This is a genomic window from Pseudomonas putida (genome assembly GCF_003228315.1).
GTDB lineage: Bacteria > Pseudomonadota > Gammaproteobacteria > Pseudomonadales > Pseudomonadaceae > Aquipseudomonas > Aquipseudomonas putida_S.
This window is the reverse complement of sequence record NZ_CP029693.1, coordinates 2,408,360-2,425,000: the sequence shown is the minus strand read 5'-3', so window position 1 is coordinate 2,425,000 and position 16,641 is coordinate 2,408,360. Positions and strand designations below refer to the sequence as shown.

At 59.1% G+C, this 16,641-nt stretch carries 10 protein-coding genes, 2 tRNA genes and 3 rRNA genes (1 of these 15 running past the window's edge); 9 read left to right on the top strand and 6 right to left on the bottom strand.

Features of this window, described 5'->3' with window-relative positions; translation table 11 throughout:
* The 5 genes from DKY63_RS10985 to rrf form a co-directional block, all read left to right on the top strand.
* Positions 1-22 (top strand): 16S ribosomal RNA (locus tag DKY63_RS10985); it begins 1,515 nt to the left of the window's first position.
* Positions 23-102: 80 nt separating this feature from the next.
* Positions 103-179, top strand: a tRNA-Ile gene (locus DKY63_RS10980).
* A 30-nt stretch (positions 180-209) separates the two neighbouring features.
* Positions 210-285: transfer RNA gene (locus DKY63_RS10975), tRNA-Ala, on the top strand.
* A 242-nt stretch (positions 286-527) separates the two neighbouring features.
* A 23S ribosomal RNA gene (locus tag DKY63_RS10970) occupies positions 528-3,419 on the top strand.
* A gap of 146 nt (positions 3,420-3,565) precedes the next feature.
* Positions 3,566-3,681: ribosomal RNA gene (gene rrf / locus DKY63_RS10965) — 5S ribosomal RNA — on the top strand.
* Together the 16S, 23S and 5S rRNA genes with 2 tRNA genes alongside form the textbook arrangement of a ribosomal RNA operon.
* A gap of 110 nt (positions 3,682-3,791) precedes the next feature.
* Here rrf and DKY63_RS10960 read toward each other — a convergent pair.
* The gene (locus DKY63_RS10960; protein WP_110964110.1) at positions 3,792-4,715 is read right to left on the bottom strand and encodes a TIGR03571 family LLM class oxidoreductase; all 924 of its coding nucleotides are present in this window, start codon (positions 4,713-4,715) and stop codon (positions 3,792-3,794) included.
* A 256-nt stretch (positions 4,716-4,971) separates the two neighbouring features.
* On the opposite strand from DKY63_RS10960, the gene mrdA reads away from it, so the two are divergent.
* Entirely contained in the window at positions 4,972-6,864 is a 1,893-nt protein-coding gene (gene mrdA / locus DKY63_RS10955; protein ID WP_110964109.1) for a penicillin-binding protein 2, read from the top strand.
* Between the two features lie 26 nt (positions 6,865-6,890).
* Here the strand turns inward: mrdA and DKY63_RS10950 are convergent, their stop codons facing one another.
* Entirely contained in the window at positions 6,891-7,850 is a 960-nt protein-coding gene (locus DKY63_RS10950) for a LysR family transcriptional regulator (RefSeq protein ID WP_110964108.1), read from the bottom strand.
* A 153-nt stretch (positions 7,851-8,003) separates the two neighbouring features.
* On the opposite strand from DKY63_RS10950, the gene DKY63_RS10945 reads away from it, so the two are divergent.
* From DKY63_RS10945 to DKY63_RS10935, 3 genes are read left to right on the top strand one after another with little or no spacing between them, the layout of a single operon-like run.
* Positions 8,004-9,305 carry an MFS transporter gene (locus tag DKY63_RS10945; RefSeq protein WP_110964107.1) on the top strand — a complete coding sequence of 434 codons (1,302 nt, stop codon included), beginning with the start codon at positions 8,004-8,006 and terminating at the stop codon, positions 9,303-9,305.
* Positions 9,302-10,057, top strand: coding sequence for a class II aldolase/adducin family protein (locus tag DKY63_RS10940; RefSeq protein WP_110964106.1), 756 nt, complete (start codon positions 9,302-9,304; stop codon positions 10,055-10,057). Before DKY63_RS10945 ends, DKY63_RS10940 begins: the two co-directional genes overlap by 4 nt.
* On the top strand, positions 10,054-10,983 hold the full coding sequence (locus DKY63_RS10935; RefSeq protein ID WP_110964105.1) for a 2-hydroxyacid dehydrogenase: 930 nt from the start codon (positions 10,054-10,056) through the stop codon (positions 10,981-10,983). Before DKY63_RS10940 ends, DKY63_RS10935 begins: the two co-directional genes overlap by 4 nt.
* Positions 10,984-11,198: 215 nt before the next feature.
* Here DKY63_RS10935 and DKY63_RS10930 read toward each other — a convergent pair whose 3' ends face one another.
* The 4 genes from DKY63_RS10930 to DKY63_RS10915 all read right to left on the bottom strand — a co-directional run bounded on the left by DKY63_RS10930 (position 11,199) and on the right by DKY63_RS10915 (position 16,612).
* The gene (locus DKY63_RS10930) at positions 11,199-12,116 is read right to left on the bottom strand and encodes a LysR family transcriptional regulator (protein WP_110964104.1); all 918 of its coding nucleotides are present in this window, start codon (positions 12,114-12,116) and stop codon (positions 11,199-11,201) included.
* 82 nt (positions 12,117-12,198) lie between these two features.
* Positions 12,199-13,527 (bottom strand): TolC family outer membrane protein, encoded by a 1,329-nt coding sequence (locus DKY63_RS10925; protein ID WP_110964103.1) that lies wholly within the window; start codon positions 13,525-13,527, stop codon positions 12,199-12,201.
* 1 nt (position 13,528) lies between these two features.
* Positions 13,529-14,869 carry an HlyD family type I secretion periplasmic adaptor subunit gene (locus tag DKY63_RS10920; RefSeq protein ID WP_110964102.1) on the bottom strand — a complete coding sequence of 447 codons (1,341 nt, stop codon included), beginning with the start codon at positions 14,867-14,869 and terminating at the stop codon, positions 13,529-13,531.
* Between the two features lie 6 nt (positions 14,870-14,875).
* A complete protein-coding gene (locus DKY63_RS10915) occupies positions 14,876-16,612 on the bottom strand; it encodes a type I secretion system permease/ATPase (RefSeq protein ID WP_110964101.1) in 1,737 nt (578 codons plus the stop codon).
* Positions 16,613-16,641 lie beyond the last annotated feature (29 nt).

Here is a 16,641-nt window from a genome sequence, read left to right as displayed (position 1 = left end):
CTGCGGCTGGATCACCTCCTTAATCGACGACTCAGCTGCTCCATGAGCTCCCACACGAATTGCTTGATTCATTGAAGAAGACGAAAGAAGCAGCCCGAAATTGGGTCTGTAGCTCAGTTGGTTAGAGCGCACCCCTGATAAGGGTGAGGTCGGCAGTTCGAATCTGCCCAGACCCACCAATTTTGTGTGGGAAACGCCTGTAGAAATACGGGGCCATAGCTCAGCTGGGAGAGCGCCTGCCTTGCACGCAGGAGGTCAGCGGTTCGATCCCGCTTGGCTCCACCACTACTGCTTCTGAAGTAAGAGCTTAGAAATGAGCATTCCATCGAGTGATGGTGAATGTTGATTTCTAGTCTTTGACTAGTTCGTTCTTTAAAAATTTGGGTATGTGATAGAAAGATAGACTGAGATCCACTTTCACTGGTGGTGATCAGGCTAAGGTAAAATTTGTGAGTGACTCTTAAGAGTTTTGCGAATTTTCGGCGAATGTCGTCTTCACAGTATAACCAGATTGCTTGGGGTTATATGGTCAAGTGAAGAAGCGCATACGGTGGATGCCTTGGCAGTCAGAGGCGATGAAAGACGTGGTAGCCTGCGAAAAGCTTCGGGGAGTCGGCAAACAGACTTTGATCCGGAGATGTCTGAATGGGGGAACCCAGCCATCATAAGATGGTTATCTTGTACTGAATACATAGGTGCAAGAGGCGAACCAGGGGAACTGAAACATCTAAGTACCCTGAGGAAAAGAAATCAACCGAGATTCCCTTAGTAGTGGCGAGCGAACGGGGACTAGCCCTTAAGTGGCTTTGAGATTAGCGGAACGCTCTGGAAAGTGCGGCCATAGTGGGTGATAGCCCTGTACGCGAAAATCTCTTAGTCATGAAATCGAGTAGGACGGAGCACGAGAAACTTTGTCTGAATATGGGGGGACCATCCTCCAAGGCTAAATACTACTGACTGACCGATAGTGAACTAGTACCGTGAGGGAAAGGCGAAAAGAACCCCGGAGAGGGGAGTGAAATAGATCCTGAAACCGTATGCGTACAAGCAGTGGGAGCAGACTTTGTTCTGTGACTGCGTACCTTTTGTATAATGGGTCAGCGACTTATATTCAGTGGCGAGCTTAACCGAATAGGGGAGGCGTAGCGAAAGCGAGTCTTAATAGGGCGTTTAGTCGCTGGGTATAGACCCGAAACCGGGCGATCTATCCATGGGCAGGTTGAAGGTTAGGTAACACTGACTGGAGGACCGAACCGACTACCGTTGAAAAGTTAGCGGATGACCTGTGGATCGGAGTGAAAGGCTAATCAAGCTCGGAGATAGCTGGTTCTCCTCGAAAGCTATTTAGGTAGCGCCTCATGTATCACTGTAGGGGGTAGAGCACTGTTTCGGCTAGGGGGTCATCCCGACTTACCAAACCGATGCAAACTCCGAATACCTACAAGTGCCGAGCATGGGAGACACACGGCGGGTGCTAACGTCCGTCGTGAAAAGGGAAACAACCCAGACCGTCAGCTAAGGTCCCAAAGTTATGGTTAAGTGGGAAACGATGTGGGAAGGCTTAGACAGCTAGGAGGTTGGCTTAGAAGCAGCCACCCTTTAAAGAAAGCGTAATAGCTCACTAGTCGAGTCGGCCTGCGCGGAAGATGTAACGGGGCTCAAACCATACACCGAAGCTACGGGTATCACTTAGGTGATGCGGTAGAGGAGCGTTCTGTAAGCCTGTGAAGGTGAGTTGAGAAGCTTGCTGGAGGTATCAGAAGTGCGAATGCTGACATGAGTAACGACAATGGGTGTGAAAAACACCCACGCCGAAAGACCAAGGTTTCCTGCGCAACGTTAATCGACGCAGGGTTAGTCGGTCCCTAAGGCGAGGCTGAAAAGCGTAGTCGATGGAAAACAGGTTAATATTCCTGTACTTCTGGTTATTGCGATGGAGGGACGGAGAAGGCTAGGCCAGCTTGGCGTTGGTTGTCCAAGTTTAAGGTGGTAGGCTGAGATCTTAGGTAAATCCGGGATCTTAAGGCCGAGAGCTGATGACGAGTTACCCTTTGGGTGACGAAGTGGTTGATGCCATGCTTCCAAGAAAAGCTTCTAAGCTTCAGATAACCAGGAACCGTACCCCAAACCGACACAGGTGGTTGGGTAGAGAATACCAAGGCGCTTGAGAGAACTCGGGTGAAGGAACTAGGCAAAATGGCACCGTAACTTCGGGAGAAGGTGCGCCGGTGAGGGTGAAGCACTTGCTGCGTAAGCCCACGCCGGTCGAAGATACCAGGCCGCTGCGACTGTTTATTAAAAACACAGCACTCTGCAAACACGAAAGTGGACGTATAGGGTGTGACGCCTGCCCGGTGCCGGAAGGTTAATTGATGGGGTTAGCTAACGCGAAGCTCTTGATCGAAGCCCCGGTAAACGGCGGCCGTAACTATAACGGTCCTAAGGTAGCGAAATTCCTTGTCGGGTAAGTTCCGACCTGCACGAATGGCGTAACGATGGCGGCGCTGTCTCCACCCGAGACTCAGTGAAATTGAAATCGCTGTGAAGATGCAGTGTATCCGCGGCTAGACGGAAAGACCCCGTGAACCTTTACTATAGCTTTGCACTGGACTTTGAATTTGCTTGTGTAGGATAGGTGGGAGGCTTTGAAGCGTGGACGCCAGTTCGCGTGGAGCCATCCTTGAAATACCACCCTGGCAACTTTGAGGTTCTAACTCAGGTCCGTTATCCGGATCGAGGACAGTGTATGGTGGGTAGTTTGACTGGGGCGGTCTCCTCCTAAAGAGTAACGGAGGAGTACGAAGGTGCGCTCAGACCGGTCGGAAATCGGTCGTAGAGTATAAAGGCAAAAGCGCGCTTGACTGCGAGACAGACACGTCGAGCAGGTACGAAAGTAGGTCTTAGTGATCCGGTGGTTCTGTATGGAAGGGCCATCGCTCAACGGATAAAAGGTACTCCGGGGATAACAGGCTGATACCGCCCAAGAGTTCATATCGACGGCGGTGTTTGGCACCTCGATGTCGGCTCATCACATCCTGGGGCTGAAGCCGGTCCCAAGGGTATGGCTGTTCGCCATTTAAAGTGGTACGCGAGCTGGGTTTAGAACGTCGTGAGACAGTTCGGTCCCTATCTGCCGTGGACGTTTGAGATTTGAGAGGGGCTGCTCCTAGTACGAGAGGACCGGAGTGGACGAACCTCTGGTGTTCCGGTTGTCACGCCAGTGGCATTGCCGGGTAGCTATGTTCGGAAAAGATAACCGCTGAAAGCATCTAAGCGGGAAACTTGCCTCAAGATGAGATCTCACTGGAACCTTGAGTTCCCTGAAGGGCCGTCGAAGACTACGACGTTGATAGGTTGGGTGTGTAAGCGCTGTGAGGCGTTGAGCTAACCAATACTAATTGCCCGTGAGGCTTGACCATATAACACCCAAGCAATTTGCGTCGAAAGGCCAGATTGCGGTGTGTGAAGACGCAATGAACCGAAAGTTCGCGCAACTCGCAAACACCGACAGCTGTCACATACCCGATTCGCTGGAACGTCGAAAGACGCGTCAGCTCAAGAATTTCTTGACGACCATAGAGCATTGGAACCACCTGATCCCATCCCGAACTCAGAAGTGAAACGATGCATCGCCGATGGTAGTGTGGGGTTTCCCCATGTGAGAGTAGGTCATCGTCAAGATTAAATTCCGAAACCCCAATTGCGAAAGCAGTTGGGGTTTTGTTTTTGCGCGCGGAAAAGTGGCGTGCCGAAAAGGACAGCCCGATGGCTGTCCCTGCGCATCACAATCCTCAGTGAAACTTTGGTAGCACGTGTTCTGCAATCTCTTCAATAATCTGTGCAACCGGCCGCTCGCTACGACGCAGATGCAGGCCCACATGCTGCACACCTGCCTCACGCAGTGCCTGGAGTTCGTCAATCAGAGCCAGGCGCCCGAGATTGCCACCGAAATGAATACGACGCATCGGTGCATGGGGATTGGCCGCCAGATCCAGATGCACAAAGCTGACGTAAGGCTTGTTGCCGCCCACTTCGCGCCATAACCCCACTCGGCGACGATGTTCCTCCGGCGTGCCCGGATAGGCGAGCCAACCATCCATGTGCTGCCCAATCCATGCCGGCGATTGCTGGCCAAGACCCGCCACCAGCAAAGGTGCCGGTTGCTCGCGTTCAGGAAGCAGACGCGCACCTTGTGGCAGGCGCTCCTCACCCTGGCTGCGCAACAACTCGACGGTCTCACGGAATATTTCCCCGCGGTGATCGTAATCCACGCCAAATAACGGATACTCCATCGGACGGTCACCACTGGCCACGCCCAGAAGCAGGCGCCCATCACTCAATTCATCGACAGAATTGGCCGACTTCAAGGTCAACCAGGGCTGACGCAGCGGAAGCACAACCGCCGCTGTACCCAGCATGATGTTGTTGGTAATCCCGGCCAGATATCCCAGATACGAAAAAGTCTCGAACACCTGCGCGGCATCGCCGAAATGAGGGTCGTAAACCGGCACATCGCGAACCCACAAGGCGCGGAATCCGGATTGGTCCGCCAGGCGCGCCATGGCCGCGTGCTGCTTCAGGTCGGGCACACCAAAGGGACGATTCTCGGCCACCCGTCGCCGCTGGCCATCACTGGACCAGTCGTTATCAAGCGGCAGTTCCAGTCCGATAGAAAACCCGTTCGAACCCAGTAATCGTTGAAATCGTGAATGCATGACAAGACTCCCAATAAAACATGCGCCGAGTATCCACAGCCCGATCACTCGGAAAAATGCATCAATGGGAATATCAATCTTGAGTGAAACGCACGAGTCCATCAGCCAGATGAAAAACTCTTCACCCTGCACAACCGCCGTTAGAGGAAATCGCCCTCAATGGACCCGCCGGTTTTTGATAGGGTGCAACTCCTTTTTTAAGGACTGTTTTGCGGCCCACGGATCGGCACCGTCTTTTCAAAGAGTTGCCAAAGAAATGCCCGAAGCGATACCGATCAAAGACCACGAAAAAGAGACGCGCCTGGTCAACAAAAGACTGATGGCCTGCGCCTTGTTCGTTGTCGCCATTACCTGCGCACTGGTGGTGCGCATGTACGTCCTGCAGGTGGTCGAGTTCGACTATCACTCCACGATTTCCGAAAACAACCGCGTCCACGTCCTGCCGATCACACCCACCCGTGGACTGATCTACGACCGCAATGGCGTGGTACTCGCCGACAACCGCCCCAGCTACAACCTGACCCTTACCCGCGAACGAGCCTCGGACGTCAAGCAAGAGCTGGACGAGGTGGTCAACCTGCTGCACCTGCCAGCTGAAGATCGCACCCTGTTCGACAAGGCCATGAAACAGGCCCGGCACCCGTTCGTGCCGGTGACGCTGTTCTACGAGTTGACGGAAGAACAGATCGCTGTACTGGCGGTCAACGAGTTCCGTTTGCCAGGCCTCGATGTCGAACCGCAGTTCGTTCGCCACTATCCGTTGGGCGAGCACTTTGCTCATTCGGTCGGCTATGTCGGGCGCATCAACGAGAAAGAGTCCAAAGCCCTGGATTCGGTGGAGTACCGAGGCACCCAATCGATCGGCAAGACCGGCATCGAAAAGTTCTACGAATCAGAACTGCACGGCCACGTCGGTTATGAGGAAGTCGAAACCAATGCCCAGGGGCGTGTGCTGCGAGTGTTGAAACACACGGACCCCGTTCCCGGCAAAAACATCGTATTGAGCCTCGACGTCAAGCTTCAGCAAGCCGCCGAGCAAGCCTTGGGCGACCGTCGCGGCTCGGTGGTCGCCCTCGATCCGTCGACGGGCGAAGTGCTGGCCATGGTCAGCAACCCGAGTTTCGACCCGAACCTGTTCGTCACCGGGATCAGTTCCAAGGAATATTCCGCACTGCGCGAATCCATCGACCGGCCACTGTTCAACCGCGTGCTGCGCGGGCTCTACGCCCCAGGCTCGACCATCAAGCCGGAAGTCGCCATTGCCGGGCTGGACGCGGGCATCGTCACGCCGCAGACCCGCGTTTTCGACCCGGGTTACTACCAACTTCCCGATTACGATCACAAGTACCGCAATTGGAACCACAGCGGTGATGGCTGGGTAGACATGGACGCGGCGATCATGCGCTCCAACGACACCTATTTCTACGACCTGGCCCACAAGCTCGGCATCGATCGCCTGCATGACTACATGGCGATGTTCGGCCTGGGTGAGAAAGTCTCCCTGGACATGTACGAAGAATCCCCCGGCCTGATGCCATCCCAGGCCTGGAAGCGCGCCACGCGCCGTCAGGCGTGGTTCCCGGGTGAAACGGTGATTCTGGGTATCGGTCAGGGCTACATGCAGGTCACGCCGCTGCAGCTGGCCCAGGCCACGGCACTGATCGCCAACAAAGGCGTGTGGAACCGTCCGCACCTGGCCCAGACCGTGGATGGCGTAGCGCCGGTGGACAAGCACCCAATGCCGAACATCCTGCTCAAGGATCCCCGCGACTGGGAGCAGGTCAACCACGGCATGCAGATGGTGATGCACGATGCCCGTGGCATTGCCCGGGCCGCAGCGGCGGGGGCGCAGTACCGCATCGCCGGCAAGAGCGGCACCGCGCAGGTTGTGGCGATCAAACAGGGCGAGCGCTACAACCGCGAGAAGACCCGCGAGCGCAACCGCGACAACGCCTTGTTCGTCGGCTTCGCTCCGGCGGAACATCCAAAGATCGCGATTTCCGTGATGATCGAAAACGGCGAGGCCGGCGGTCGCGTCGCCGGTCCCGTGGTACGTCAGATCATGGACGCCTGGCTACTCGACCAGGACGGCCACCTGAAACCGCAATACGCCGCTCCAACCAAGGCGCCGGGCGATCCCCACGTTTAACCCCCACTTTTTCCCAAAAGCGTGCTTCACAGCACAGGCTCACGAATACTGAGCATGTGCTGGAAGCTTTCCAGAAACACCGTCTCGGCCTGGCTCATCTTCTGCTCGCGATTCCAAAGCAGCTGGATATCGAAATCCACCACCCCGTTTTCCGGCGGCAATGGCCAGAGCAGCCCCTGTTCGACATCCCGGCGCACCAGGTGCGTCGGCAGACAGCCAATGCCGTAACCGGCACAGATCAGTCGGTAAATTTCTTCGAAACTGGTGGATGACGCGACGATCTTGCCGGTGAAGCCTTGCTGGTCGCGAAACAATGTCAGGGGGGAAAGATTGCCGCCCAACTGATCGCTGGTGAAGCTGACAAAGTTCTCCGCCGCCAATTCGTCCAGCGTCAAATTTTCCTGCCCGAACAGCCGATGACGCTGACCGCAAAAATAGGCATAGGTCTCGCGAAACAGCACCCTTTGCTCCAGGCGAGGTTGCGGCAACCGGCACAAGCCGACACCAATGGTCGCGGTCTTTTGCAGCAGCGAACTGATGATGTTCGAACTGCCCATCACCTCGACTTCCAGCTCGATCTTCGGATGGGTTTCATGGAAGTCGGCGAGGAATTCATCGTAATGCCGCGCCTGCACACCACTGACCGTGAGGATGCGAATCTTGCCCACCACGTCATCATGGCGACTCTCCACCACCGTGCCCAAACGCGAAATATCCCCGTAGATATCCGCCGCAATACGCAGCACTTCCTCGCCGGTTTCCGTCAGGTCAAAGCGCCGCCCACTACGGGCAATCAACACGCACTCCAGCTGCTCCTCAAGGCGTTTCAAAGCCTGGCTGACCGCCGACTGCGTGATGTGCAACCGCGCGGCGGCGCGGCTCATGCTGCCTTCCTGGCCAATCACCAGATAGGTACGCAACAGGTTCCAGTCGAGCCGGTCATTCAGAAAGCGCCGGCCGACCCAAGGGTTAGAGGTGGAAGACATAAAAATCCATGTAGTAGCAGGGCTAATAGTAAAGATAAGGATTTGAAAATTGACTAATCCTGGCATGGAAGCGATAAAGCCCACAAGCGCCACAGAGCGCCCCCGTACCGGCCTTAACACCTGCCCAAAACTATAAGTACACAGGGTCCTTGCATGCACACCACACCCCAACCGCGCCGAGCCGCGGCCGCTGCCTTCATTGGCACGACCATCGAGTTCTACGATTTCTACATCTACGCCACCGCCGCCGCGCTGGTGCTTGGGCAAGTGTTTTTCCCCAGCAGCGACCCGGTGATGAGCACCCTGGCGGCCTTCGGCAGCTTCGCCGTCGGCTTCATCGCCCGCCCCATGGCCGGGATGGTGTTCGGGCATCTGGGGGATCGTCTCGGTCGCAAGAAAATGCTGCTGGTGACCATGGCCCTGATGGGCATCGCCACGGCGGGCATTGGCCTGTTGCCCAGCTATGCCAGTGTCGGCATCTGGGCACCGGTCGGCCTGATCGTGCTGCGTGTGATCCAGGGCATTTCCGTTGGCGGCGAGTGGGGCGGGGCGGTGCTGATGGCCAGCGAGCACGCGCCCGCCAAACGCAAGACCTTCTACGCATCCTTCGCCCAACTGGGCAGTCCTGCCGGTCTGCTGTTGGCCCTGATCGCCTTCCGCCTGGTCACCGCCCTCGAGCCGGAGGAGTTCCTCTCCTGGGGTTGGCGCTTGCCGTTCCTTTTCAGCGGGGTGTTGATGATGGTCGGGCTGCTGATCCGCTCCGGGGTTCACGAATCGCCGGAATTCGCCAAGGCCCAGGACAACAACGAGACCGCGAAGTACCCGGTCATGGACGTGATCCGCACCTGCTGGCGACAGATTCTGTTCGCCGCCGCAGCCGTGACCATCGGCTCAGCCGGGTTCTTCTTCACCAACACCTTCATGATCACCTACGTCACCCAGTACCAAGGCATCGCGCGCTCGACGATTCTCGATTGCCTGTTCCTGGTGACTATCATCCAGCTGCTCTCGCAGCCGGTCTCGGCGCTCCTGGCCGAACGCATCGGTGAAGACCGCTTCCTCAAGATCGTCGCCCTGCTGTGCATGGTCACCCCGTACCCGATGTTCCTGCTGGTGGGCACGCAAAACATTCTGCTGATGACCCTCGGCATAGCCATGGCCGTGGTGATCCTCTCGGCGCTGTACGCGGTGATCGCCGGCTACATGACCCAGGCCTTCCCGGTGCACCTGCGCTACTCGGGCATCTCCATCGCTTACCAACTGGCCTGCGCCGTGGCCGGTGGCACCACGCCGCTGATCGGCACGCTGCTGGCCAGCAAGTTTTCCGGACAATGGTTGCCGCTGGCGGTGTTCTTCACCCTGCTCTCGGCCCTGTCCCTGATCGGTGTTTGCGGCCTGGCCCGCCTGCGCGCCAACCCGGTCGTCACCCACGCTGTCAAAGAGGTGTATTCGTGAGTAAACCCGCCCATATCGATCCGATTGAATGGCAAGCCCGTTGTGAACTGGCGGCGCTGTATCGCCTGGTCGCGCACTTTCGCATGACCGACCTGATCGACACCCACATCACCCTGCGCATACCAGGGCCGGAGCATCATTTTCTGATCAACCGCTACGGCGTGATTTTCGACCGCATGCGTGCCTCGGATCTGGTGCGCATCGATCAGGAAGGGCGCGTGGTGGACCCGGAGTACGCAGGGCACCGGGTCAACGCCGCGGGCTTCGTGATTCACTCGGCGATCCACATGGCACGCCCGGATCTCAACTGCGTTATCCACACCCACACCGCTGCCGGCATGGCGGTCGCGGCGCAGAAACAAGGCCTGTTGCCGATCACTCAACACGCGCTGAAGTTCTACGGCAAGCTGGCCTATCACACCTATGAAGGCATCGCCTTGTCGCTGGATGAGCGTGAGCGTCTGATCGCCGACCTCGGTCCGCACCGGGCGATGATCCTGCGCAATCACGGCTTGCTGGTCGGTGGCTCGGGCGTGGCCCAGGCGTTTCAGGAAATCCACTTCCTGGAGCGTGCCTGCCAGGCTCAGGTCCAGGCACTGGCCGGTGGTTCGGAACTGCATTACCCGTCACCGGAAGTCTGCGCGCACACCGCCGAACAGTTTGACCGTGACGAACAGGACAACATCATCGACCTGGCCTGGGAGGCCGCCTTGACCCTGATCGAGTCCCAGCGCGAGTCCTATGAATCATGAGTACCGTGGTTCTGCTGTCACGCGACACCTTGCTGCTCAAGCAGTTGCAGGCCGCGTTCGCCCGCAGTGCACCGCAACTGACGACGGTGTTGGCCGATGATCCACAAGCAGTCAATGCACAGATGGCGGCCTGCTGGTTTCCACTGCCGGGCAGCCTCGAAGCCTTGCCCAACCTGCAGGTGATTCACTCGGTGGCGGCCGGTATCGATCATCTGGACCATGACCCATCGTGCCCGAATTTGCCGATCTGCCGCGTGGTCGACCCCGGCCATCGTCAGGGCATGACCGAGTATGTGCGCTGGGCGGTGATTCACTATCACCGTGGTTTTGATCAGGTGCTTTCGCAACAACGTAATCAGCACTGGGAGCGACCGCTGCAACGGGAAGCAGGGCAATACAAGGTCGGTGTGATGGGGCTCGGCTCGCTGGGCAGCGCCATCGCCCAGGACCTGGCCGCCGCCGGTTACGACGTGCGCGGCTGGGCACGCAGCAGCAAGGACCTGTCGGGTGTGCAGACCTTTGCTGGTGCGCACAACCTGCACCCGTTCCTTGACGGCGTGGAGTTGCTGATCAATCTGCTGCCGCTGACCCGTGAAACCCGAGGCATCCTCGGCAGCGCCACCTTCGAGCGACTGGCCAACGGCGCGGCACTGGTCAACTGTGGACGCGGCGGGCACCTGAATATCGACGACCTCGAACAGGCACTCAAGCGAGGACAACTGCGCGGCGCCTTGCTGGATGTCTTCGAGCAGGAACCACTGCCCAGCGACCATCCCCTCTGGACCATGCCCGGCGTCACCATCACCCCGCACATGGCCTCGGCGGCGTCCCATGACTGCATCGCCGAACAGGTCGCGGAAAACTTCCGTCGCCTGAATGCCGGCGAGCCGTTACTCAACTGCGCCGACCGCCTATTGGGATATTGAACCAACACACCACCCACCCTGTAGGAGCGAGCCTGCTCGCGATGGTCGTTAACGATTACGCGTGTTAGCCGGATAAATGCGGTGTTCTCGAGTCCATCGCGAGCAGGCTCGCTCCTACAGGGGAATACAGTTCAACTGTGGGAGCAAAGCTTGCTCGCGATGAGGCCAGCCCATTCAACAAAAACATCGAATTCGGGCAACAAATAACCCGCCGCCTAATCCGTCAGCCGTTGCTGCAGGCTTTCAAGAAAGATCGTCTCGGCACGGCTCATGCGCTGCTCGCGGTTCCACAGCAAATGAATGTCCACATCGGCAATCCCCTCGTGGGGCGGCAAGCGCCAGAGCAATCCGGCGTCGACGTCGGCCGCCACCACGTGCTCGGGCAAACAACCGATACCGAAGCCGGCGATCACCAGTCGCCGGACTTCCTCAAGGCTCGGCGATGAGGCGACGATGCGTCCGCTGAAGCCCTGCTGATCGCGAAAAATCGTCAGCGGCGAGAGCATGCCGCCGATCTGGTCGCTGGTGAAGCTGACGAAATTCTCCTTGTGCAAATCCCCTTCGGCGACGTTCTTCTGGCCGAACATTGCATGGTGCTTGCCGCAGAAAAACGCATAGCGCTGACGCAGGAACAACCGTTGTTCCAGGCGCGGTTGCGGGCGGCGGTTGAGGCTCAGGCCCAGGGTCGCGGTTTTTTCCTGAAGGGCGCTGACGATGTCGGAGCTGCGCATCACTTCGACTTCCAGATCGACCCGCGGATGCTGGCGGTGAAAGTCGGCGAGAAAGTCATCGAAGCGCTCGGAGAAGATCCGGCTGATGATCAGCAGGCGCACCTTGCCGATCACTTCGTCGGCCGGCTGTTCCAGTGCGTTGCTGACCTGGGACATCTGCCCGTAGATCTCGCCGGCCAACGCGAAAATCTGCTCACCGGCCTCGGTCAGGGCAAATCGTGGCCCGCGGCGAGCGATCAGTTGCCGCCCCAGTTGTTCCTCCAGGCGCTTGAGCGCCTGGCTCACCGCCGGTTGGGTCAGGTGCAGGCGGGCGGCGGCGCGGCTGATGCTCAGCTCCTGGCCGATCACACGAAAGGTGCGCAGCAGGTTCCAGTCCAGGCGGTCATTGAGCAGGCGTTGCATAGGCATTCATCGAAGAGAGGGATCGGATCACGGCGGATCCTAGCATTGTCGGCAGAGCCGCACAGAATGCAAACGGGTTGGCTCAATTGGTCACCAGCAATTCCGGGCCGAGGTAGGCGTTGACCTGATCGATATCGTCATCGCCCAGGCTGCCCACCGACGAGGCCAGGCGCAGGCGCGACATCAGGTAGCGCAACTTGGCCTCGAACAGATCGTGCCTTGCCACGAACAACAGTTCTTCGGCATTGAGCACGTCCGAGTTGGTGCTGGTGCCGCCTTCCTTGAAGCCCTTGCGCGCCGAGGCCAGTGAGCGTTCGTTGGACTGTACGGCCTTCTCCAGGGCGCGAACCCGCTTGGCGCCACTTTGCACACCGGCATATTCACGGGTGGTGCCGGAGATGACTTCCTGGCGGGTCGCGTCGAGTTCGTCCTGGGCCTTGTAGCTGTTGGCGGTGGCCTGACGCGTCAGCGCGCTGACACCGCCACCGGCGTACAGCGGGAAATTCACCTCCAGCCCGATCGAGCCATAGTGGTTGCGTTGATTCAACTCCGAGAGTGACTGGCTTTCGCCGGCGGTGTAGCCGGCGATGAAATCCAGTGTCGGCCAGTGCCCGGCCTTGGCGCGCTTCACTTCTTCATCGGCCAGGTTCTGACTGTAGCGACGCGCGTGGATCAGTGGGCTGTCGGCCTGGGCCTTGACCAGCCAGTCCTGCAGGTTGCTCGGCATCAGCGGCGGGGTATCGAAGCCCGGCTGCAAGGTGTTCAGCGATTCGGGGGTTTCACCGATGTATTCCTCCAGCTTGCGACGGGCGTTGATCAGGTTGTCCTGCGCTTCGATCAGCTCGGCGTCCGCGAGGTCGCGGCGCGCCGCCGACTCGTCGATGTCGGTGACGGTGCCGGCCCCCAGTTCCTGGCGCCGCTTGGCCGAGGCCAGTTGCTCTTCGAAAGCACTGAGCTTGGACTTGGCCAGGGTGATGGTTTCGCTGGCCAGGAGCACGTCGAAATAGCTTTGCGCCAAACGCACCGCGGCGTCCTGACTCTTGGCGTCGAACACCGCGACGCTATAGTCGGCGCGTTGCTGACCCTGACGGTACTCGGCCATTTTCTGTTTGTTGAACAGCGGTTGGCGCAAGCGCACGTTGGCGCCCCGGGAGTCGTAGTCCAGATCATTGGTGTTGCCGTTCTGGCGCTGCGAGCCATTGACCTTGTTGTTGTAGGCCGAGGCATTGATCTGCGGCAGCAGGCCGGCGGTGCCGATCGCGCGGTTTTCCGCACCGGCTTGTTTTTCATGCACGGCGGCCTGGTAGATGGGCCCCTGGTACTGCAACAGGTCCCAGGCTTGCTTGAGGTCCATGGCACCCGCTGGTACGGACAGTCCCAGCAGGCACAAGAGCAGGCAATGACGGTCCATTTCATTGTTCCTTGAAGGAGCTGTCCACACGTTCGAGCATCGGTTTGAGCAGATAGCTCATCAAGTTGCGCTCGCCAGTCTTGATGGTGACGCTGGCGGGCATGCCGGGGCGAATGTGATTGCTGCCCAGCAGGTTCATGCCATCGGGTGTGACTTCCACCTGTGCCAGATAGAAGGGTTGCTTGCTTTCCTCGTCCATCAGGCGGTCGGCGGAAACGGTCTTCACCCGCCCGGGAATGTTCGGCGTGCGGGCATGGTTGAAGGCCGGGAAGGAGATGTCCACATCCAGGCCGGGGACCATCTTGTCGATGGCCTGCACGGGAATCATTGCGTCGACCTGCAGCGGTTCGTTCATGGGCACGATTTCCATGATCTTGAAGCCCGGCTGGATGATCCCGCCGACGGTGGCAATGCTCAGGGACTGGACCATGCCGTCGATGGGCGAGCGAATCACCGTGTGGGTCACCTCATAGTCCAGCGCGCGCAAGCGGTCGGCCAGGGTGGTGTTTTCCTTGGCGGTGTCGGTCAGTTGCGATTCGACTTCCTTGAGATAGTCGTGCTGGCGCTGCAGGATGCGCAGCTTGATTTCGGTGGTTTGGCTGCGCACGCGAGCGATGTTATTGAGGTTCTCGGCCTGGTTGGCCGAGAGGTCGGCATTGTTGCGCTCAAGCTCCAGCAGGCGGTTGCGCGGCACGTAACCTTCGGCGGCCAGCACGCGGGTGCCTTGCAGTTCCTGGTTGAGAAAGTTGATCTGCGAAGCGCGGGCGCCATACACCTGCTGCAAGCCCTTGAGCTGCACCGCCGACGCCGCGAGGTTTTCCTTGAGGATGCTGATTTCGCCGGCGAGACCGGCGCGCCTTGTGTCCAGCAGACGCTGTTGCAAGTCCATGGCGGCGTCCAGGCGATGGTCACCCTTGAAGCGGCTGAGCAGCTCGGGGTCGTACACCACCTCGTCGCGATCGTCGCGTTCCGCTTCCAGGCGGTTTTCCACGGTCTTGCTGACGATGTATTGCGCGCTGATCGCACCCTGTTCGGCGATGGCCCGCAGCGAGTCGAGGCGCACCACTTCCTGACCCTTTTTCACCACATCGCCTTCGCGAACGAGGATCGCATCCACGGTGCCACCGGTGAGATGTTGCACCGCCTTGCGGTTACTGGTGACCTTGACCGTGCCGGTCGCGACCACCCCGGCATCCAGCGGCGCCAGCCATGACCACAGCAGGAACCCGCCAAAGCCGGCGATCACCAGCCACATGCCCCAGAACGCTGGCCGCGCCGCGTCCAGATCCACCAGTGGCTTGGTGTCGGAGGGAATCATCTCGGTGTGTTGGCTCATCTGCATGATCGGTCACTCCCGTGCCTTGGCCGAGGCCAGCGGAGTCGGCGCGGCGGCAGGCATGACACTGGCCTTGCGCAACGCGGTGAATACTTCGTCGCGGGTACCGAGCATCTGCACACCGCCATCACGCAGCATCAGCACCTTGTCGACGGCGCAGAGCACATTGGGGCGGTGGGAAATCAGAATGACGGTGGCGCCACGGTTCTTGAGTTCGGCCAATGCGTCGATCAGGGCCTTTTCACCGACGTCATCGAGGTTGGCGTTCGGCTCGTCCAGCACGATCAGATTGGGTTCGCCATACAGGGCGCGGGCCAGGGCGATGCGTTGCTTTTGTCCACCGGACAGCGGGCTGCCATCGGTGCTCAGGCGCGTGTCATAACCCTGTGGAAAACGCAGGATCATCTCGTGCACGCCGGTGGTCTTGGCGGCACGGATGACCGCGTCGCTGTCCACTTCACCGAAGCGCGCGATGTTGTCGGCTATGGTGCCCTCGAACAGTTCCACATCCTGTGGCAGGTATCCGAGCCACGGACCCAGCTCGCCCTTGTTCCAGTTGAAAATGTCCGCGCCGTCCAGGCGCACCTTGCCGGCCTGTGCCGGCCACACGCCCACCAGCAGGCGGGCGAGAGTGGACTTGCCCGAGGCGGAGGGGCCGATCACGCCAAGGCTTTCGCCCGGCACCAAGCTGACACTGACACCGCGCAGAATGGTGGTGTTGGTACCGGGGGCGCCGGCAAACACATTCTCCACCGCGACCATACCCTGCGGGCGCTGCAACGACATGCTCGGTGGCCGGCGCGGATACTCGAAGAGCATTTCGTTGAGTCGGCCCCAGGCCGAGCGGCAGCCGAGCAATTGCTTCCACGAGGCGATGACCTGTTCCACCGGACCCAGCGCGCGGCCGGTGAGGATCGAACAGGCAATCATCATCCCCGGGGTGATCTTGCCTTCGATCGCCAGCAGCGCCCCGGCACCGAGGATCAGCGACTGCAAGGTGATCCGCACGAAGCGTCCGGTGCTGCTGATCAGCGCCGCGCGATCGGACGCCAGGGTCTGCATTTCCAGAATGCGCAAATGGCTTTGGTACCAGCGCTTGCTGATCGACGGCAGCATGCCCATGGCCTCGATGACCTCGGCATTGCGCAGGTTGTTGTTGGCGTACAGGGACGAAGAGAGGGCCGCCTGGTTGGCTTCGGCCAGGGGTTTCTGCGTGGCTTTTTCGGTGAGCCAGGCCAGGCCCACCAGAATCATCGAGCCGATCATCGTCAGCAGCCCGAGCAGCGGGTGGATCAGGTAGGCCACCAGCAGGTAGATGGGCGTCCACGGTGCATCGAAGAAAGCGAACAGGGAATTGCCGGTGAGAAACTGGCGAACCTGCGACAGGTCTTGCAGGGCCTGGGCCGGGTTACCGCCGGCGCGGCTGAGGTTGCGCTCGAAGGCGGCGGTGAAGATACGCCGGTTGAGTTCCATGTCCAGGCAATTGCCGACGCGGATCAGCACGCGGGTGCGGACCATTTCCAGGGTCGACATCAGCAGGAACAGACCGATCACCAGCACGGTCAGCATCGTCAGCGTCGTGACGTTGCGACTGACCAGGGCCCGGTCGTAGACCTGCAACATGTACACGGCCGGTGTCAGCATCATGACGTTGATGACGCCACTGAACGCCGCCAGCGAGTAAAAACTGCGGCGCAAGCGAAAGAGCGCATCTGCAATTTCGGAGCGAGGGCTCGACTGCTTTTGCATGTGGCTCACCCCTCATCAAAAAGCTGCTT

Bases quoted from the DNA above. Each gene is read 5' to 3' on its own strand.
- DKY63_RS10915 (WP_110964101.1), bottom strand. From the start codon at position 16,612: ATGCAAAAGCAGTCGAGCCCTCGCTCCGAAATTGCAGATGCGCTCTTT.
- mrdA (WP_110964109.1), top strand. From the start codon at position 4,972: ATGCCCGAAGCGATACCGATCAAAGACCACGAAAAAGAGACGCGCCTG.
- DKY63_RS10935 (WP_110964105.1), top strand. From the start codon at position 10,054: ATGAGTACCGTGGTTCTGCTGTCACGCGACACCTTGCTGCTCAAGCAG.
- DKY63_RS10950 (WP_110964108.1), bottom strand. From the start codon at position 7,850: ATGTCTTCCACCTCTAACCCTTGGGTCGGCCGGCGCTTTCTGAATGAC.
- DKY63_RS10925 (WP_110964103.1), bottom strand. From the start codon at position 13,527: ATGGACCGTCATTGCCTGCTCTTGTGCCTGCTGGGACTGTCCGTACCA.
- DKY63_RS10930 (WP_110964104.1), bottom strand. From the start codon at position 12,116: ATGCAACGCCTGCTCAATGACCGCCTGGACTGGAACCTGCTGCGCACC.
- DKY63_RS10920 (WP_110964102.1), bottom strand. From the start codon at position 14,869: ATGCAGATGAGCCAACACACCGAGATGATTCCCTCCGACACCAAGCCA.
- DKY63_RS10960 (WP_110964110.1), bottom strand. From the start codon at position 4,715: ATGCATTCACGATTTCAACGATTACTGGGTTCGAACGGGTTTTCTATC.
- DKY63_RS10945 (WP_110964107.1), top strand. From the start codon at position 8,004: ATGCACACCACACCCCAACCGCGCCGAGCCGCGGCCGCTGCCTTCATT.